The organism is Paenibacillus sp. CAA11, assembly GCF_003060825.1.
GTDB lineage: Bacteria > Bacillota > Bacilli > Paenibacillales > Paenibacillaceae > Fontibacillus.
Genome location: NZ_CP028922.1, coordinates 4,612,963 through 4,631,397 on the forward strand (window position 1 = coordinate 4,612,963; position 18,435 = coordinate 4,631,397).

Annotated in this window: 14 protein-coding genes; 6 read left to right on the top strand and 8 right to left on the bottom strand. The window is 51.5% G+C overall.

Features of this window, described 5'->3' with window-relative positions; all coding sequences use genetic code 11:
• Nucleotides 1-25 precede the first annotated feature (25 nt).
• Nucleotides 26-2,149, top strand: coding sequence for an S-layer homology domain-containing protein (locus DCC85_RS21520; RefSeq protein WP_108467406.1), 2,124 nt, complete (start codon nucleotides 26-28; stop codon nucleotides 2,147-2,149).
• 122 nt (nucleotides 2,150-2,271) lie between these two features.
• On the opposite strand, the gene DCC85_RS21525 is transcribed toward DCC85_RS21520, so the two are convergent.
• Nucleotides 2,272-3,030 carry an MBL fold metallo-hydrolase gene (locus DCC85_RS21525; RefSeq protein ID WP_108467407.1) on the bottom strand — a complete coding sequence of 253 codons (759 nt, stop codon included), beginning with the start codon at nucleotides 3,028-3,030 and terminating at the stop codon, nucleotides 2,272-2,274.
• Nucleotides 3,031-3,172: 142 nt separating this feature from the next.
• Here DCC85_RS21525 and DCC85_RS21530 point away from each other — a divergent pair, with 142 nt between their 5' ends.
• Nucleotides 3,173-3,583 (top strand): Lrp/AsnC family transcriptional regulator, encoded by a 411-nt coding sequence (locus DCC85_RS21530; protein ID WP_108467408.1) that lies wholly within the window; start codon nucleotides 3,173-3,175, stop codon nucleotides 3,581-3,583.
• A gap of 68 nt (nucleotides 3,584-3,651) precedes the next feature.
• On the opposite strand, the gene DCC85_RS21535 is transcribed toward DCC85_RS21530, so the two are convergent.
• Both DCC85_RS21535 and DCC85_RS21540 read right to left on the bottom strand, forming a co-directional pair.
• Nucleotides 3,652-5,553 carry an amidase family protein gene (locus tag DCC85_RS21535; protein WP_108467409.1) on the bottom strand — a complete coding sequence of 634 codons (1,902 nt, stop codon included), beginning with the start codon at nucleotides 5,551-5,553 and terminating at the stop codon, nucleotides 3,652-3,654.
• 223 nt (nucleotides 5,554-5,776) lie between these two features.
• Nucleotides 5,777-6,667: a LysR family transcriptional regulator gene (locus DCC85_RS21540; RefSeq protein ID WP_108467410.1), complete on the bottom strand. Its 891-nt coding sequence runs from the start codon at nucleotides 6,665-6,667 to the stop codon at nucleotides 5,777-5,779.
• Nucleotides 6,668-6,839: 172 nt separating this feature from the next.
• Here DCC85_RS21540 and DCC85_RS21545 point away from each other — a divergent pair, with 172 nt between their 5' ends.
• A complete protein-coding gene (locus DCC85_RS21545; protein ID WP_108467411.1) occupies nucleotides 6,840-7,580 on the top strand; it encodes an SDR family NAD(P)-dependent oxidoreductase in 741 nt (246 codons plus the stop codon).
• Nucleotides 7,581-7,824: 244 nt separating this feature from the next.
• Here the strand turns inward: DCC85_RS21545 and DCC85_RS21550 are convergent, their stop codons facing one another.
• On the bottom strand, nucleotides 7,825-9,633 hold the full coding sequence (locus tag DCC85_RS21550; RefSeq protein ID WP_108467412.1) for an LTA synthase family protein: 1,809 nt from the start codon (nucleotides 9,631-9,633) through the stop codon (nucleotides 7,825-7,827).
• Between the two features lie 295 nt (nucleotides 9,634-9,928).
• On the opposite strand from DCC85_RS21550, the gene DCC85_RS21555 reads away from it, so the two are divergent.
• Entirely contained in the window at nucleotides 9,929-11,959 is a 2,031-nt protein-coding gene (locus tag DCC85_RS21555; RefSeq protein WP_108467413.1) for a methyl-accepting chemotaxis protein, read from the top strand.
• A gap of 108 nt (nucleotides 11,960-12,067) precedes the next feature.
• Here the strand turns inward: DCC85_RS21555 and DCC85_RS21560 are convergent, their stop codons facing one another.
• Nucleotides 12,068-12,910: a CPBP family intramembrane glutamic endopeptidase gene (locus DCC85_RS21560; protein ID WP_159081949.1), complete on the bottom strand. Its 843-nt coding sequence runs from the start codon at nucleotides 12,908-12,910 to the stop codon at nucleotides 12,068-12,070.
• A gap of 173 nt (nucleotides 12,911-13,083) precedes the next feature.
• Here DCC85_RS21560 and DCC85_RS21565 point away from each other — a divergent pair, with 173 nt between their 5' ends.
• Together DCC85_RS21565 and DCC85_RS21570 are read left to right on the top strand one after the other, a co-directional pair.
• Nucleotides 13,084-14,253, top strand: coding sequence for a sensor histidine kinase (locus DCC85_RS21565; protein ID WP_108467415.1), 1,170 nt, complete (start codon nucleotides 13,084-13,086; stop codon nucleotides 14,251-14,253).
• A 3-nt stretch (nucleotides 14,254-14,256) separates the two neighbouring features.
• On the top strand, nucleotides 14,257-14,904 hold the full coding sequence (locus DCC85_RS21570) for a response regulator transcription factor (protein WP_199910037.1): 648 nt from the start codon (nucleotides 14,257-14,259) through the stop codon (nucleotides 14,902-14,904).
• A 120-nt stretch (nucleotides 14,905-15,024) separates the two neighbouring features.
• On the opposite strand, the gene DCC85_RS21575 is transcribed toward DCC85_RS21570, so the two are convergent.
• The 3 genes from DCC85_RS21575 to ypfJ all read right to left on the bottom strand — a co-directional run bounded on the left by DCC85_RS21575 (nucleotide 15,025) and on the right by ypfJ (nucleotide 18,392).
• A complete protein-coding gene (locus DCC85_RS21575; RefSeq protein ID WP_108468007.1) occupies nucleotides 15,025-16,437 on the bottom strand; it encodes a hypothetical protein in 1,413 nt (470 codons plus the stop codon).
• Nucleotides 16,438-16,609: 172 nt separating this feature from the next.
• Nucleotides 16,610-17,425 carry a TolB-like translocation protein gene (locus DCC85_RS21580; RefSeq protein ID WP_108467417.1) on the bottom strand — a complete coding sequence of 272 codons (816 nt, stop codon included), beginning with the start codon at nucleotides 17,423-17,425 and terminating at the stop codon, nucleotides 16,610-16,612.
• 118 nt (nucleotides 17,426-17,543) lie between these two features.
• Nucleotides 17,544-18,392, bottom strand: a complete 849-nt coding sequence (gene ypfJ, locus DCC85_RS21585; protein WP_108467418.1) for a KPN_02809 family neutral zinc metallopeptidase — start codon at nucleotides 18,390-18,392, stop codon at nucleotides 17,544-17,546.
• Nucleotides 18,393-18,435 lie beyond the last annotated feature (43 nt).

The following is an 18,435-nucleotide window of genomic DNA, read 5'->3' on the forward strand; positions in this document are numbered from 1 at the left end:
TCAACCCACAACAGGAGGCACCAACTTGAACAAGAGAACTCTTATCAAAGCCATGACTGCCGCAGCATTGCTCGGCACCATTGCCCTGCCAGCCCAAGCTGCAACGAACTTCAACGATATTGACGGATCCTTTGCTAAGGATGCGATCAATAAGCTGGTAGAGTCGGGAATTATCAACGGTACTGGGAACGGGAAATTCTCGCCCCAAGGGCAAATTACAAGACAGGATTTCGCCATTATTCTAGCCAAGGCACTGAAGCTGGATGTGGATCACGCTCCTGCAACAGCCTCATTTTCAGATATTCCAACAACCCATTACGCCTTCAAATATGTAGAAGCCGCTGTCCAAGCAGGGCTGATCAAGGGCGAGGGGAACGGTCAGTTCGGTCTCGGACAGAACCTGAGCAGACAGGATATGGCTGTCCTCTTCACCCGAGCTCTGGGCACTGACGTTACCGGATATGGGGCAAACTTAAAATTTTCGGATTCTTCATCGATTGCTGACTATGCGAAAGACGCCGTTGGGGCCGCCGTACAATTAGGGTTGCTTAACGGTGTAGGCAACAATACATTTAATCCAACCGGCTCAGCCGATCGAGCCTCCGTAGCTGCCGTGGCCAGCAAATTTCTGGATACCTATAAAGCCAAGCAAGAGCAAAACACAAGCAGCAACCCGCCAGCGGCCGAGCAGCAACCGCAGACAACCACGCCTGCTCCCGCACCGTCTGCACCGGCCAGTACTGCAACTAGCTCAAGCAGTTCAAACGGTTCGAGCAGCGAAAGCTACACTCCGGTCTATAATGACACTCCAAGCTATAACGACATTCCAAGCTCTGAGGCAGACAGAGTGGCGCCTACAGTCCGCCTCTTGTCGGTGCCTACCATCACGTTAGGGCAATTTGTAACTGTAAGCAGCAATGAGCTCGGCACGGTCTATCTGGTTCCCTTCGCCCAGGAGCCTTCCTCTAAGTCAGCTCTGGATGAGCTGGTGAGCAGCAACCAGGCTAAAAAAGCAGCAGTAGCAACGGTTAATGCGGAAACCCTCCTGTCCACGGAAGGTCTACCGGCAGGGAACTATAAAGTGTATGCACTTGATGCATCCGGCAATGTGTCCGCTTCTACCAGCAAGATTGAGCTCAAACTGGCCGAGCTAAACAGCCCAACTGTCTCTTTTGCGGAAGGGGACTTGATTACACTCGCCTATGACGAGCCCCTGGATCTGAATTTCGTACCCACCGCTGAAGATCTAACCGTTACTGTAAAGGACGGGGATGTTCTGCCTCTGACCCATGAAGACATCACCGTGGATCCCGAAAGAGTCGAGATCAAGCTGCCGCAGCTCATGCAGCCTGGCCAGACGGTGATCGTGACCTACAGTCCTAAGCAGGCTGACAACCAAATTCGGGGAATCTCTGGCAGATTAGCTCCATCCTTCACCGGAAAGCAGCTTACCTACGGATTTACTGAGAAGCAATCAGAACTGCAGGAGAAATTAACAAGCGCTAAGTCCACTCTCGATTCGGCCCCAATTGGCACGACAACCGGCAAATACCCGCAGGATGCCGCAGATACGCTGAATACAGCTATTGAACATGCTCAAAACCTGCTAAGCGGCACGGAAACGACTTATGCTGAACTGGACAGCACCATTCAGGAGCTAGATGCAGCGCTGATCACGTTCCAAGCTGCTGAAATTAAGCCGCTTCAACCTTCGCTTGTAACCAATGACGCCTTCGAGATGAAGACTAAAGGAATCGACACGGAAAGCGATGTGCAAATCCTTGACTCCGAGGGCATGGATGGAACCTCCGATTCTTATAACACGCGGAATATCGATAACCTTCTGCAAATATCCCGCGGCGGGGTGAATGAGAGCCTCCGTTATAATGACGCGGAGGGTGCGCATTACTTCGAAATCGTCGACGAGAACGACGCCGTGCTGGGCACGGTCTCCATTTCGGTTGAAGTGGAAACGCCTTTCGCCTTCCTGCAAGCAACAGGACCGCACGGGATGGTCGTCATCCCGACCAGCAGAGTCACGGTAAACACCCAGGCTGCCTTGGTCTTCACCATTAAGGAAGAAGGCCGGGAGGACGTCAAGGTTAACCTGCCTATGATCATACAGCCTGCCGTACAACCCCAGCCATAAATCTAATCTACATTCATGCACAGCAGATAGCAGACAGGCAGGCCCCATCAGGGAGCCTGCCTGTCTGCTATCTGCGTTATAATCATCTTAAAAGTTCAGCGTATAGGTATACGCAGCTTCGCTTAAAAGGCGTAGGCTTCGCCGTCTTCCGGCACGAGGACATTTGAAGAGATACCTCGTGCACTCAGGAAGCTCCTCAATTCATCTCTGGATAATGTCCAATGGTTTACAGCCTCCATATGAACTGAAATCACCTGGGCTTCAGGGGCGGCTTTGCACACTTCATGAATATCGTCTTTGCCCATCACCAGAGAACCTCCTTCAAGGAATTGATTATCTCCGCCGTTCACAACAATGACTGCAGATTTGTGCATGTTAATAACATCGTGAACAGCTTCAATCCATACGGTGTCCCCTGCTACATACAGAGTTTTTTCCGCCGAATGTTTGAAGACAACGCCGGATACCCTGCCTGTTATCTTCAGTATCTCTCCCCGGCCGTGCTCGCCTTTTGTTTTGATCAATTGGATGCCCTCATACACGGTATCCTCCTGTAGAACTTCAACATTGGAGAATCCAGCCTGCTTGACTACCTGAGCATCTTCCTCATTTTGTACAAACATCTTAAGGTCCTTAGGCAAGATCTCCTTGGCCGCCTCGTCGAAGTGATCCAAGTGCAAATGGGTGACAATTACAGCATCTACATTGATAATATCATCAATGGGTATCGACAGACCGACTAGAGGATTATTCTGATCCTGTCTTACGGAATTTTTAAAGGGAGGGTAGGTTCCTTTTTCCGCCAGCATAGGATCTATCAAAAACCGCCTGCCCGCAAATTCCACAACCAGTGTGGCATTCCGAATGAGTTGTATGTTCAAGTGGATTCACTCCTATTCTGCAATATAGGTTTAGTGTATACTCTGTCAAAGCACCAATACATACAAGAAATCAAGTCTTTGGGCCGTTTGGCTTGAACTTTGAAAAAGTCAGCGCATTTTGCATGGAAGGGATGGAGCTCTGATGCTGGATCACACCGACAAGCTAATCTTAGAAGAGCTGTCTAAGAACAGCCGCATAACCATGAAGGAATTAGGGGAGAAAGTCCATTTAACAGGCCAAGCCGCCGCGACCCGGGTAGCGAAATTAGAAGACAGCGGAGTGATTGAGGGCTATACCGTTCAAGTCAATCAAGCCAAGCTAGGCTTCTCCATTCATGCTTTGATTAATATCTGGACGAAGAACATTCATCACGACCCTTATCTCTCTTTTATAAAAACGCAGGAAGAATACGTCATCAACAACTATAAAATCAGCGGGGACAGCTGTTATATGCTTGAATGCAGATTCCCCTCAAACCAAGTGTTAGATGAGTTTCTGATCGGCCTAAACCAATATGTGAACTACAAACTGTCCATTGTCATCAATAAATAGCGTAAAAAAACATACCACACACGGGGGTGGTATGTTTTGTCTTCATGATCAGCTCCGGTTAAGCTTCATTATGGCAGCAGTGCCGGCGGCTTACGATGGTGCGTTCCCTGCTCATAAGCATAGGCGAACTTAATGAGTGTCGGTTCATCATAGGAACGGCCGAGGAATTCGATGCCTGCGGCAAGCCCATCCGGTGTGAAGCCCGCCGGAACAGAGATGGCCGGGAAGCCGGAGAATGGGCTTAGCCGATTATTGTTCCCCGCCTTGGAGGATTCGCCAATAGGCAAGCTTGCTTGGACCGTCGAAGGATACACAATGGCGTCCAGGTTATGGTCGGCCATCACCTTTAACAGGGCATCTCTGGTCAGCTTTGTTCGCTTAAGGACAATGTCCTTGTACTCTTCAGAGCCAAGGTCACGGGCATCCCTGGCTTTAAGCGAACTTTCAAGCGGCTTGTAGAACTGGCCGGAATTAATAATTTCGGTAAGCGAATGGTAAGGCGCATCGGGTTCATACTTTGCCAAATAGTCGTTAAGCTGGAACTTAAATTCGTAGTTGCTAAGGCTAGGATAAGCCATGATCTCATCGAGATTAGGGATCGCAATGGGCACCGTAGTCGCTCCAAGCTTCGACAGGTCCTTCACCGCGGCATTCACCAGATCGGTTACCGGCTGAGCCCCGCTGTCTGTTCCAAACAGCTCAGTGGCCACCCCAATTCTCGCTCCCTTCAGCCCATCCTTATCGAGGTAGGTCGTATAGCTCGCAGGCCGGTGCCCTATGCCGTAGGCCGTGGCAACATCTTCGGGGTCATATCCGGCTGTCGCATCGAGCAGTATAGCGGCATCCGTCACGGTGCGAGACATGGGACCGCCGGTATCCTGCGTCAGAGCCAGCGGAATGATCCCGTCACGGCTGGTCAAGCCAACAGTTGGCCGAATACCAACCAAGCTGTTATAGGAGGACGGGATACGGATCGATCCCCCGGTATCGGTCCCAAAGCCGCCAAGGGCGAAATTGGAGGCAATGGCCGCACCGGTTCCGGCACTGGAGCCGCCAGGACTATGGTCAAGCGCATAGGGATTCAGCGTCTGTCCGCCGAGTGAGCTGGCTCCGTCAATTCCGGAAGCGAACTCATCCAGATTGGTCTTCCCCAGAATAATCGCCCCGGCTTCCTTCAGCTTGCGGATCATCTCCGCATCCTGACTAGGGACAGAGTCTTTCAGACACAGACACCCCGCCGTAGTCGGCATATCTGCAGTAGCGTAATTATCCTTAACGAGAATAGGAATTCCGTGAAGCGGACCGCGCACACCGTTCTCTTTGCGCTCTTGATCCTTCTTCTCCGCCTCCTCCAGCGCCTTCGGGTTGAGACTGATGACCGCACTGAGCTTGACGCCTTGATCATCATACTTGCTGATCCGATCGAGGTACATCTGCGTCAGCTCCTTATAAGTGAGCTTCCCTTGGCTAACCGCCTGCTGAATATCCGCGATCGTCGCTTCATTCAGCTCGAAAGGCTTCAAATACTCGTACACACGCTCAGCGATGAGAGCCGTCTGCTGCTGAGTTACATTCGCCGCCGGGGCGAACAATGTATCGCTGATGCCCTTCATAATTTGCTTCTCATACAGAGCGCCGATAGCTCCAGCTGCGGCATTATGGTCCGGCACATCGGTGAAGGGTTCCTTGACATCAGGCAGACCGAGCGATTTCCCCAGCATCACGGCCAGGTTCTCACGTGTAACAGGGTTCGCAGCATCCAGACTAAACCTTACCTTGCTCCCCGCAAGCTCGCTCGCTTCATTCATCAGCGTGACCGCTTGCTTGACGGTGACAGGGCTTTCGGGCTGAGCAGCCGGAGCCTCCCAAGGCAGCGACGCTGCATATGTAGTGAAAGGAACAGATAGAAGCAAAGCACCTGTCATGAGCGTAGAGCATATGAATTTAAGTTTCAGCGGCTTTCCAACCATTGGCGTTCTCTCCTTCATCCTGTATTTGGCTTGAGGAGATTATATTTAATGTTAACTTATCTAACAAACAATAAAACCAACCTGTAAAGCGTATACAATGAGCATATACTCGCCTTTATTTCAAATATCTCTTAAATTCTAACTATATATTTACCGCTTTAAAGCAGGATTTAAATAAATGATTTTCTATATCAACAAAAATAGTGTAAGGATATATTACATGCTACTCCGGTTTCTGCTGCAGCTCTTGCTTCAAATGCTGGTATAATCGCGTGCAGGCGGGGTTCATCGCTTCCCTTGTCTGAGTAAGCAGGCCGAATGCCATATCCACAAGGGAACCGCTAAGCGGCCTTGTTAGCGTTCCTGCCGGAAGAGGGTCCAGTAAAATTCGGGGTACCAGTGCAATGCCCAGCCCATGTTCTACATAGTGTTTTAATGCGGTCATACTGCCAATTTCCATCGTATTCAGCCCGGCATGCTCTGTCTCCTGCATCACCATCTCCAGCTTCCTGCGATAAGGGCAATGCCCCGCTGTGATCAGCAGCCGCTCTGTGCTCAGATCTACAGGATGAATCACCGGCTGATCCCCGAGGGGATGACCGGACGGCAGAAGGACCGCGAACTCTTCCCTAAACAGGATTTCGAAATGGAGGGAGGTTCCAAGATCAGGCGCGGAGCACAGGGCGAGGTCGAGTTCACCGGCCTCAACCCGCTGTGCCAGGACCTTTGAACTCGCGAATTCCAGCGACACCCGCACCCCGGGAAAGTCTGCAAGAAAGCGGCTTAATACGGGTGGCAGACGATAGCTGCCCGTCGGCTCTGTAACCCCTAACCGGATATCACCGGAGATACCTGTCTGAAGCTCCTGAATGCTCTGCGTAAGCTTCGTAACCTCCTTGGCAATCTGGAGGCTTTGAGTATAGAACAGCCTGCCGGCCTCCGTCAGCCGAAGCTGCTGCTTCCCCCTTTCAAGCAGGACGGCGCCTAGCTCCGACTCTAGCTTCTGGATCTGCATAGTGACCGTAGACTGGGCATAATTCAAATCGTCCGCCGCCCGCATAAAACTGCCGGTTTCTACAATCCGCTGAAAAGTTCTAATTGCCCTTAAGTCCATGTCCTTATCTCCTTATTAAATTGAATTCATTATTTTTGAACCAAACAATCACTTTATTCAATTATACAGAACATCCTCTTTCTCCTACAATAATAGAAGAAAGGTGGCACCGCCTTTTACATCGTCAGAATACACGAGCGAATAAGCTATCCTGAATAGGAGTGGGATCTAAATGGACCTTAAACACAAGATTGCTCTGGTGACCGGTGGAGGAACTGGAATCGGCCAAGCTGCAGCCTATGCTTTGGCTGAGCGGGGCGCTACTGTCATCGTCAACTATTCGCGCTCGGCTGCCGAAGCCGAGCACACTGTGAATCACATTACGGAATGCGGAGGCACCGCCATGTCCATTCAGGCCGACGTCTCGGTGGATGTACAGGTCCGCGCCATGGTGAGCCGAATTACTGAGCGATTCGGCGGGCTGGACCTATTGGTCAATAATGCCAGTATCACTAGGCATATTCCCCTCGAAGATCTTGATGCCGTGACGGATGAGGATTGGGATGAGCTATACGATGTGAACGTCAAAGGCATGTTTTACTGCGCAAGGGCTGCGGCCGCCAGCATGAAGAGAGCCCAACAGGGCGCCATCGTCAACTTGGGCAGCATCGCCGGACAGACCGGACGCGGGTCCTCACTGCCCTATGCCGTCTCCAAAGCTGCGGTCCATGGCCTTACCAAGTCCTTAGCCCTGGCGCTGGCGCCTAAGATTCGAGTGAACTGCATTGTCCCCGGCGCAGTGGCAACAAGATGGTGGGCCGGCAGGGAAGAACAAATGAAGCGCCTCGCCCCGAACCTGCCTTTGCAGCACATCTCGACACCAGAGGATATCGCGTCGATGATCTGTGCCGTGCTGGAGCAGGAGGCCATTACCGGGCAGATCATCACCGTGGACAGCGGTCAGACCTTGTAGGCCATAACTTGTAATAAACATATCCCGCTAGATAAATTGAACTAAAGTTTTACATTGAATTTTCTGTTATCACGGCCTAATACGGTCCTATAACGTTCATCTCTTTAGTTCATTCTATATAATCTGCGAAAATCCGCCCCCACGCTTTTATATGCAGCAAAAAAACAGGCAGCCCCTACGCTATAGGTAGGTGGCTGCCTGTTTGGCTGTCATATATTCAACTGCTTTCTCTAGCCTGCTTAGACTAGAACATTAAGCTCTTCGAGTAATTCTGACCCGCAAGTATATCATACACAACCAGCCGGTAATCGTTCAGAAGCGCCTGCTGCTGCTCCGTAAGCTTTGGCAGAACACCGGACTCATTCACGAGCACATTCTTGCTGAGACCCGGAATTTCCTCCTTCACCTTGGCCAGCAGCTTATAATAAGTCGGAAGATCCTGCCCTGTCAGCTGGAATACCGATGGCCCAAGGAAAGCCGGACTGACCGTTCCAAGCGGATCCTTGCCGATATCGAAGTTAGCCATATACAGCAGCTTGGTCTCATGCTTCAATCTCGGGTTAGTATCCCAGCCTGCCTTCGTATAAATACCGCCCGACAGTGCCGGCAGATGGTCTCCCCAGAACACTACGATCGTGGGACGCTTCAAGCTCTTCAGCTCTTCGCTCAAATAAGCCAGCGCCTGATCGGTCAGCTTCGTATCTTGTACGTAGGTCTCCAGCTCATTCTTATACTGGGCATCTACGCCCTCCGCTGTGACCGTGTTCGGTCCATTTACCCCTTTCGTGAAAGGGAAGTGATTCTGCATCGTCACCAGATGCAGGAAAGTCGGCTTCTCCGACTCCTTCAGTTCTTTCAGAACTTCTTTCACCGCAGACATATCCGAGACATAAGCATCCGGACTCATCCGTTCAATCTGCTTCATATCCTTCTCACCCGTAAACCGGTCAAATCCCATGATCGGATAGACTTGATTGCGGTTATAGAAAGTCTTATCAAAAGGGTGCAATGCCAGCGCTTGATATCCTCTATCCTTCAGAATGCTAGCAATGGATGGCAGCGAAGACATCTTTACGATCCGCTGCTGATAAGGAATCGATCCGCCATTCAAGAAATACATCGACATCCCGGTTAATGCCTCAAACTCCACGTTGGCCGTATTTCCTCCGAACTCCGGAGATAACAGGAATCCGCCCGGCGAGCTCTTCTCCTTCTCATGGATAAAGGAAAGCGGATCCTCACTAAGCTTGATCCCCGTCAATCTCGTAGGATCGAAGAAGGCCTCGTCCATCATAAAGACAATGTTTGGCTGCTCCGCAGGCGACTTGGTCGCTGCAGGATCAGGCAAAGCCGCGTACTTCTTCGCAATCTCTTCAATAGCCGATTTGCTGTAGCCCTCCGGCTTCTCCATTAAATTCTGCCGGAGGTTACCCGTAAAGGCGAAGAGAAGCCCATTATTCGCATAGTTGACCTTCTGATTCCAATAGACAGGCTGATACTGAATCTTCTTAATGATCTTGTGCTGTGTAGTCAGCATCTGTACAAACAAGAACGTCAAAATCAGCGAGACGGCGATGAAGATCCCCCGCAGAGGAAGCGAAATTCGAATCTTAGGAAGCTTTAAGATCAAATAAATCAGCCCGATAATAATGAGCACCGAAATCACAATCGCAAGCGGGGAGATCATCCCCTTCGTAATCCGGCTCATTTCCTGAGCATTCTTTAGCTGCATTAAATCCCAGGGAAACAGAGGCTCTCCTGTTGTAGACAGCTTCTTATAATCGGCAATTCCCAGAAGCACACACACCAGGAAGGCTATCACTGCTCCTGTATACACATTTGGCAGAAGTGATGCAAACAGCAGTAAGACACAGAAAAAAAACACCCCGCCAAACACATAAAGCCAGGCGTGCTCGGAAATCCAGTTGAACACACTGGTAACATTCATATCAAGTGAAGCGGCCTGCATAATAAAATTCAGGACAAATCCGCCGAAGAGCAGGGAGAGCAGGAGTATCCCTGTCCGCTTCGTCGGTATAAATAATTGGCGCACACTTATCCTCTCCTATCTTCTAGACGAATAGTATACGCTATCTTTCTTAAGAAAAGCTTAATATTTACACTATTTTAATAAAAAAATAGAACTCTTTTAATGGATGGCCTTCCACTGAAGAACTCACTCTAGCGGTATTTAACAAATGCAGGACTCCTGCCGATATAAGTCTTTGTGTCAATTTTGTTAAATCGCAAAGAAACAGACACCAAAGAAGCAGCATACCTAAGGCAGAACTTAAAAAATCCATACACTGCCCTGCTGTACATCACATTCAACAAGGGGGAATTTCACCGTGGGCAAAATAAGCAGTGCAAAGAAGAAAAACAGGAAGGAGCTGGGGAAATGGACCGTCAAGATTCGTCTGATCGTCTCATTCCTGGCTATTCTTCTGATTCCCAGTATGGTCATAGGCTTCTCCTCCTATGACCAAGCCAAGAAGAGAGTCCAGGAGCAAATGATCGAGAAGGCGGAGAGCAGCATATCTCTGCTGAATGATGTCATTACACAATTCGTGCAATCCAAAGTTCAGGAAGTAGACAATCTGGCCCAATCCGTACAGGCCGGGGACGTAAAAGCCCAGGAAGGCTCCAATCTGGGAGTTAGCTCAGATGTATCTGCAAGCCTGGAGCTTTTCAAGAAAACCCATCCCGAAGTAGAGCTCGCATATATTGGAACAGATCAGGGAGCTTCTATTAATGCCCCGGCAGCCAAACGTAACCCTGCGGGCTTTGATCCAAGAACACGGCCTTGGTACAAAAAAGCCATGGAGAATAAAGGAAAGGTTGTCGTAAACTCGGTCTTCACCTCAGCATCGACAGGCAATCTCGTACTAGCTATCTCCAGAACGACTCCGGATCTCCGGGGCGTAGTCTCGATTAATGTGAACTTGAATAAGATCAACGATATTACCAAGGCGATCACGATCGGAAAGAACGGCTATGTCTATATTCTGGATGCTAATTATACGATGCTGTCCCATCCTACAAACAAGCTAGGGGTTCCCGCACCTAAGAACATCCAGAACGATAACCTGTACAAGCAGGAATCCGGCGAGTTCAAATACTTGTACCAAGGCAAAGATCCGAAGGAAATGGTCTACATCACCAATAAACTGACCGGATGGAAGCTAGCTGGGACTTTCTATACCGCCGAATTTGCGGAAACTTCGGCACCCGTCCTGAATACAACAATCCTTGTCATTATCATCTCCGTCGTCTTGAGCGGCGTGCTCATCTACTTCATTATCCGCTCCATTACCAAGCAGCTGAGCATACTTGTCACGACCGCCAAACGAATCGGCAGCGGAGATCTGACCGAGCAAGTTAAGCACATAGGCCGGGATGAGATCGGAGTTCTCGGCAAAAGCTTCAATGATATGGCAGCCTCCCTGCGGGAGATCATCTCCAATGTCAAGGATACGACGAACCAGGTAGCAGCCTCATCGGAAGAGCTAACAGCCAGTGCCGATCAGACGACCAAGGCGACCGAGCAAATTGCGGGCTACGCTCAAACGATGGCGGAGGGTGCGCAAACCCAAGTGAAGCACATTGAGGACTCGACGCATACCACCCAACAAATAGCAGCGGGTATCCAGGAGATTGCATCTAGTGCTCAGACCCTGCATTCCACTGCTGTTCAGGCTTCTTCCAAATCGGAAGAAGGAGAACAGGCGGTAGAGACGGCAATTTCGCAGATGAAATCTATTCACGCCACCGTTAATTCACTAGCCGAAGTCATTCACGTGCTGGGTGAGCGCTCTGCGCAAATCGGCAACATTATCGGCGTTATCCAGGATATCTCTAATCAGACCAATTTGTTGGCACTGAATGCAGCGATCGAGGCGTCACGTGCCGGTGAGCATGGGCGTGGCTTTGCGGTCGTGGCAGGCGAAGTCCGCAAGCTGGCAGAGCAGTCGGCCGAGTCTACCAAGCAGATTGAAGCGCTGATCCGCAGCATTCAGGAGGAGACTCAGAGCGTTATCGTGTCTACAGAATCGGCCACCCGTGAGGTTCATGACGGCATAGGCTCCATTACTCATACGGGGGCGATCTTCGCCGAGATCCGGACGTCCATCTTGCAGATTACCGAACATCTTCAATCGGCATCCGAGCAGTCCCAGACGATCTCTGAAGGCACTGTCACCATGGTCCACGCCATAGAGAATATAGCTTCGGTATCCGAGGAAGCCTCTTCTTCCACACAGAATGTGGCTGCTGCCGCAGAGGAAACCCTTGCCTCCATGGAGGAGATTGCTTCTTCATCGAACGCCTTGTCCAAAATGGCGGAAGAACTGCAGAGCTTAACCAGCAAATTCAAGCTGTAAGCCTTTAGCTCAGCCTGATAGGGCCCGGCAGCAAGCTTGCTATAGATTACATAGAAAAAGGAGAACAGCTTCTGCTTATAGAGCCGTTCTCCTTTTTTTATAGCATATCTACTGCTGCTTCCCTGCCAGCGGCCTCCTGATTACCGCCTTTATGCGGAACATGCAGTACAATAATAGGACAACCAATCCCAGTACAAGTCCTAACAGTCCCTCTCCGTTAATCGTCAGCAGATCGCCATGCATGATCCCCTGAGTGTTCTTATAGATATCACCGAGAACCGTTGTGTTCACCACGTTCCACACCGAGTGGAAGAACAGCACAGGAATCAAATTACCCGACAGATAGAAGCAGTAGGCAAACGGGATGTTGAGCACAAAGACACCGGCTGACTGAACAGCTGTGACTAGTAACGGGTGCTCCATGCCCGTTGCTTTAGCTAAGAGGTATACCACCGGGGCATGATACAACGCCCAGATGATGCCCACCATGAGGACGGCCTTAACTTTGCCATAATCCGCTGTCAGCTTCGGCAGCAGGTAGCCGCGCCAGCCGTATTCTTCGCCAAGCACGGTGAACAGGTTAACAAATATGGTCACGATCATCGCAACCACATGGTTCACAGAGAACCACTGGGCAGCGTGAGACTGTGCCATGCCGCTCATTCCGGCGATCACAGCAGATAACACTATAAATAGAAGCGGGAATAGAATCCCGAAGGCTAGAGCCTTAGCGTTCATACGCTGGCTGAAGCAGGCCATTCCGGTACCGTATTTCTTGTTAAAGTAAAGGGCGGTAAGAGCCGGTACGGCCATCACTACTGCAAAATAGCGCATCCCTTTTTCGGGATCTATAAATAGAATAGAGGCAATCGCCCAAGTGATAATAAGGACAGTTAGTGCATAAAGAAATGGAACTTTGCCATACGTTCGGGTTTGCGGTGAATCATTCAATGGAATTCCTCTCCTGTCTTCATCGATTTGCTTGAATTCCATTGTAAATTCATCCGCCCGCCGTGCCTACAAACCTTAGTCATCATTGCACCCGTTACTTTCGTCATCTATGCCGGGGGTACCCTGCACTTGTATACTACTAGAATAAGAAACTTAAAAAAGGATGACCTCTCATGAATCTGGCAAACACAAATATGGCCATCTGGATGCTACGGATTGTCATGGTGCTGACCATAGCCACCGACGTACTGACCTATGGACATTTCTCCCTAATCCAACGGATAGGGCTGCTGCTAGGCCTCCTTCTGATCCAGCTGAACGATCTGCTGCGGGTATGCTTCCTCAGAAGCCGAAAGAACAGTATGCTGGATCAGCTGTCGCTTGCGGTCAGTATTTTATCTATTGGTGCATACATCTACGCACTGGACACCTTTGCCACGAATGTCTATTATATCTTTCCTATCTTTGAAATGTTTATGGGCGCCGCCTCGATCAGGCTGTGGCTGCTCGCCCTTCATGCCTTGGTCTATCTCGGGCTTGGCTACTCATTAAATGCCAGCCTTCAGGACATGCCGCTTTCCTATCTGGCCACCCTGCTCGTCGTCTTCCTCTTCCGGCAGAACCAGCTGGAGAAGAACAAGGTCAAGATACTAAATGAGGAGCTGCTCACCGCAAACACGAAGCTCTTGGAGAATGCTAAGCAGCTGAAGGAAATCACCATCGTCAAGGAACGGACGAATATCGCTCAAGAGCTTCATGACAATCTTGGCCATTCTCTTGTAGCGCTGCGGATGCATTTGGAATTCGCAGGCCAGGTGCTAGACAACCGGCCGGACCGCTCAGCCGAGGCTATTGATAAAGCGCTGGATATATCGCAGTCTGCCATGTCTTCACTGCGCAAGGCCGTTTCCGCTCTGAAGGAAGATGCTCACAGCCGCAGCATGCAGCTGCAGGAGGCCTTAAATGAACTGATCCAGAGCATGAAGACGGTCAGCAACCTGAAGTTCGACCTGAAGTTTGACCCTGCCTGCGAAGAGGCCCTTCCCGACCTCAAGGATGGAATCTACAAGACGGTACAGGAAGCGGTGACGAACGGGCTGAAGCACGGACAGGCCGAGCAGTTCAATATTAGGATCGAAGCCAGCGAGGAGAGTTCCATGTTGAAGGTCACCGTGGAGAATGACGGTGCGGGCTGTACCCGGATCGTCAAATCCCACGGCCTAAGCGGGATTGAGGATCGAATCCGGCTGCTTCAAGGCACGGTGCAGTTCAGCTCCGGGCAAAGCGGCGGCTTTATCGTTGCCGCAGAGCTTCCGTATGTTACAGGAAAGGAGAAGATATGAATGATAGATATCATCATTGCAGATGATCAGGAAATGGTGCGGGACGGTTTAAAGATGATATTGAGCTTATATGAGGATATCCGTGTGGTGGGCGAGACATCACATGGGCAGGAGCTGCTGGAGCTGCTGAAGACGGCAAGTGCGGATGTGATTCTGATGGACATCCGCATGCCCGTCATGGACGGCATCGAGGCGACGAGGGCCGTAAAGGAGCAGTACCCGGATATCAAAGTGATCATTCTGACCACCTTTGATGAGGATGAGTATATTTTCAACGGTCTGAAAGGCGGCGCCTCCGGCTACATCCTGAAGGATTCCAGCTCCAAAGAGATTATAAAATCCATTCTCGCTGCCCGGGATGGGAATCTGCTGCTCAATCCGCAGGTCTCCTCCAAGGTAGTTCATGCGCTGCACAGGATGAGCACAGAGAGCGCAAGCCCGCCGTCCCCGCGTCAAGACCTCTCCGAGCTCTTGACCCCAAGAGAACTTGAGGTCGCCAGAGAGGTCCAGCAGGGCAAGAGCAACAAGGCCATCGGCGAAGCTTTATACTTGACCGAGGGAACCGTGAAGAACTATGTGTCGCATATTCTGGACAAGCTGGAGCTCAGCAGCCGTACCGAGCTGATCGTATTTCTGCAGCAGGAGCCATGAGAGCCGTGAGGGCTGATCTGAAGCATGGCGTCTGATTCTCCTGCCGCCTGCCGCCCGCTGCCCACGGTCCGCTGCCTTCTGCTGCCCGCTGTCTACTGTGTTGCCTTCTGCCTGCCGCTTTTAGAGCAGAAGAATGGCCGTGAGTGTCGTCACCGCGAGGCCGATCAGCACTGGCTTCAGGTTGCGGCGGGCCAGCTCGAACGGGCTGACCCCGCAGATCGCCGCGGCCGGGATGAGCGCCCAGGGGATCAGTGTGCCGCCGCCAACCCAGATGGCGGCCACCTGCCCCAGCGCGGTGAGCGTCGCCGCGTCCGAATGCGTTGCGGCCGCGAACAGCTGCCCGATGGAGCCGGCCAGCGAGATGCCCGAGAAGCCGGAGCCGTCGAGCCCGGTTATCGCTCCGGTGGCCGTAGCGGTCACGGCTCCCACGGTGCTGTTCAGCGGCACATGGTGCGCGAGGGCAATGCCCAAGTCATTTACTATGCCTTGGGAGCCTTCAGGCAGCACCTTGCCGAACAGCTCTGCAAAGGCTGCATCACCAAGATAAAAGAAGGCCGCAATCGGAATAACCGGGCCGAACACCTTGAAGCCAAACATCAGGCCGTCGATCAGGTAAGAAGTCACCTTCTCGAACTTATGCTTAGGGTGTGAGAGAAGCGTGACCGCAATCAGAATGAGGATGGCGGTTCCGCCTACCAGGGCCGTGGCATCGCCGCCTTGCAGGCTCAGTGCGAACATGGCCGCCACATCTGCGAGGAACAGCAGCGGAATGAGAATGGCCAGGGTCAGTCTGACCCGGGGATTCAGATATACCTTATGTCCCGCTTCCTCCTTCGCCATAGCGGTCCTGCCTGCTGCATCTCCTGCCACCCGCCCATCCCTCCAAGTGCCCCGCTTCATGTCTCTGCGCATCATCCAGAAGGCGACCAAGGTAGAGACCAGTCCCATCACGGCGACCAAAGGTACGCTTGCCTCCATCACACTTGCAACCGGAAGCCCCGCCGCATCAGCCGTCAGCTTCGGAGCACCCTGGATAATATAGTCTCCTGACAGGGCAATGCCATGTCCGAACAAGTTCATAGCCATCGCTGCTCCTAAGGCCGGCAGCCCGGCGCGAAGCGCCACCGGCAGCAGGACGGCTCCAATCAGAGCCACCGCGGGAGAAGGCCAGAAGAACAAAGAAGTCACCAGCATAATAAATCCGATACCCCAATAAGCAATCCCCGGGCTGCGAATGTACCGGGTCAGGGGTGCAACCATTCTCTCGTTAATCCCGGTCGCAATCAACACCCGGCTCATCGCCACGATGATGGAGATAATTAGAATCGTCCCCATAAGCTCTTTGGTCGCATAAATAAAAGAATTAAAAACGCCGGATACCGACCCGCTAATCGTCTGCGTTGCAAGCAGGCCCAAAGTGAAGATGCCTGCCACGCAGATTACCGTGGTATCCCGGCGCATGATCAGGAACGCTAAGATCAGCCCGATAAACGCCAAGTAGACGTAATGAATGGCTGTGAGTTCGATCTCCAGCATTATGATTCCCCGCCCTTCTTCTGCTGCAAAGTTGGTATATGCTATGCGGGTGCCCAGATAAAGGTTCAGACATCCTTCCCTAAGCGGCAAGGACAAAAAAGCAGCCCCGCGGTTTTCGGAGCTGCTTCACTCATTTACTTGATTCCTCTAACTACTCCCTAAGCAGAGCTTAGGCTTGTTTGGAATCGAATTTCAGCCATTTGGCCATGTCGTTCCTCTCAATCGTCTTCACTGCCTTGATGGCGCCGCCCACAGAATACCTGTACAGCTTGAAGCGGTCGGACGGCGACTCGCTGATAAAGTCGAAGCCCTTGCCGTTCTTATGCCACAAGACCGCAGCTGTGCTGATGTACTTGACTTTGGAATAGATAGAGGTCAGCTTCCCAGTCTTGGCATCGTATAGAGCGGGATAGCTCTCGGAAGTATCCCCGTAGGCGAAGGCCAGCTGGCTGCCGGAAGGGGCCCAGTTAAACGCACTGACGGACTCCACAAATCCCTTACCTTTAGCCTCCAGAACGTCATTCAGGATGACAAACTTGCCGGTGCTTAAGTTCACAATGTACAGCTTGCTGCCCGCACTATATTCCGCACTCACGGCCAAATAATCCTTGGAGGCAGACAAGGACAGGCTGCGGATGTCCACTGGCCTTTCACTGAATGGAATGGTGAATTTCTTGTCCCCATAAGTCAAGTTCATAGAGCCCAGAACCTTCTGCTCCGGATTCACCACTTCCTCGGAGTTGGCCACCGTCTTCAGGGCCATTAGAGTAAGCTGGTTGCCCTTCCAGGTTACCGCGCTTTGGGATACAGCCTTGGTGAATTTATATTTTACAGGTTGATACAGCGCCGTATTCGGCACACTGCCCGTTATGGCAGCCGATATGCGGGGCGAGGGATTCGGCGAGCTTTGGGCTGCGGCGGCGGAGGAATAACCCATGCTGCCCACCAGTAAAGCACCCGCCAGTAAAGCGGCAGTCTTCTTCATTGAAAACATTCTCCTTCTCAAAAGGTATACTCATCTTGAAAATAACCCTTATATTTCCATTCCAGTATATTGAACGCGCCTTGCCGCTGTTTTGTTTCGCTACCCGCCAATTTTCGGATTACAAGCCGGAAGCATTAAACGTATCCCCGCCTTCGATCGTGCCATTCTCGAATCCTTTGTAGAACCACCGCTTCCGCTGTTCCGACGATCCATGAGTGAAGCTCTCGGGCACGACATACCCTCGAGCCTTCTTCTGAATATTGTCATCGCCGACCGCACTGGCAGCGGTCAATGCTTCATCTATATCGCCCTCGTCAAGCAGGTTCTGCTCCTTCGTATAATGCGCCCATACGCCGGCCAAATAATCGGCTTGCAGTTCAAAGCGTACTTGGAACTTATTATATTCCGTCTGACTCAGCTGCTGCCGAAGCTGTGCAAGACGATCCGATGTGCCAAGCAAGGTCTGTACGTGATGCCCCACCTCATGCGCGATGACATACGCCATCGCGAAGTCTCCCGGTGCCTGGAACTCCTGCTGAAGCTCATCATAGAAGCTGAGGTCAATATACAGCTTACGATCTCCGGGACAATAGAAGGGACCCGCTGCTGCACCCGATACCCCGCACGCGGACTGTACGGTGTCCGTATAGAGGACAAGTGTAGGCTTCTCGTAGGTCATTCCTCTCTCCTGAAACACCTTGGTCCAGACATCCTCGGTATCCGCAAGCACTACGGAGACGAACTGCGCCAGCTCCTTCTCCTGCGCCGTCTCGGTGTAAGATGCAGAGCCGCCTGAATTCGTCCCAGTCAGACCCCTCATCAGGTCTCCAGCATTGCCGCCGAGCAGGGTCACGATCAGGTAGATAATGACCCCGCCAACTCCCAATCCGCCACCAATCAGGGCTTTGCCGCCCATTCCCCGCCGATCTTCAACATTCGAGCTTCCCCTTCTTCCCTTCCACTGCATGCTGCCATCCTCCCTGGTGTCTAATGGAATTACCCATTAAGGT

Excerpts from the sequence above, each read along its gene's own strand:
- ypfJ (WP_108467418.1), bottom strand. The coding sequence starts at position 18,392 with ATGCAGTGGAAGGGAAGAAGGGGAAGCTCGAATGTTGAAGATCGGCGG.
- DCC85_RS21540 (WP_108467410.1), bottom strand. The coding sequence starts at position 6,667 with ATGGACTTAAGGGCAATTAGAACTTTTCAGCGGATTGTAGAAACCGGC.
- DCC85_RS21580 (WP_108467417.1), bottom strand. The coding sequence starts at position 17,425 with ATGAAGAAGACTGCCGCTTTACTGGCGGGTGCTTTACTGGTGGGCAGC.
- DCC85_RS21530 (WP_108467408.1), top strand. The coding sequence starts at position 3,173 with ATGCTGGATCACACCGACAAGCTAATCTTAGAAGAGCTGTCTAAGAAC.
- DCC85_RS21535 (WP_108467409.1), bottom strand. The coding sequence starts at position 5,553 with ATGGTTGGAAAGCCGCTGAAACTTAAATTCATATGCTCTACGCTCATG.
- DCC85_RS21545 (WP_108467411.1), top strand. The coding sequence starts at position 6,840 with ATGGACCTTAAACACAAGATTGCTCTGGTGACCGGTGGAGGAACTGGA.
- DCC85_RS21565 (WP_108467415.1), top strand. The coding sequence starts at position 13,084 with ATGAATCTGGCAAACACAAATATGGCCATCTGGATGCTACGGATTGTC.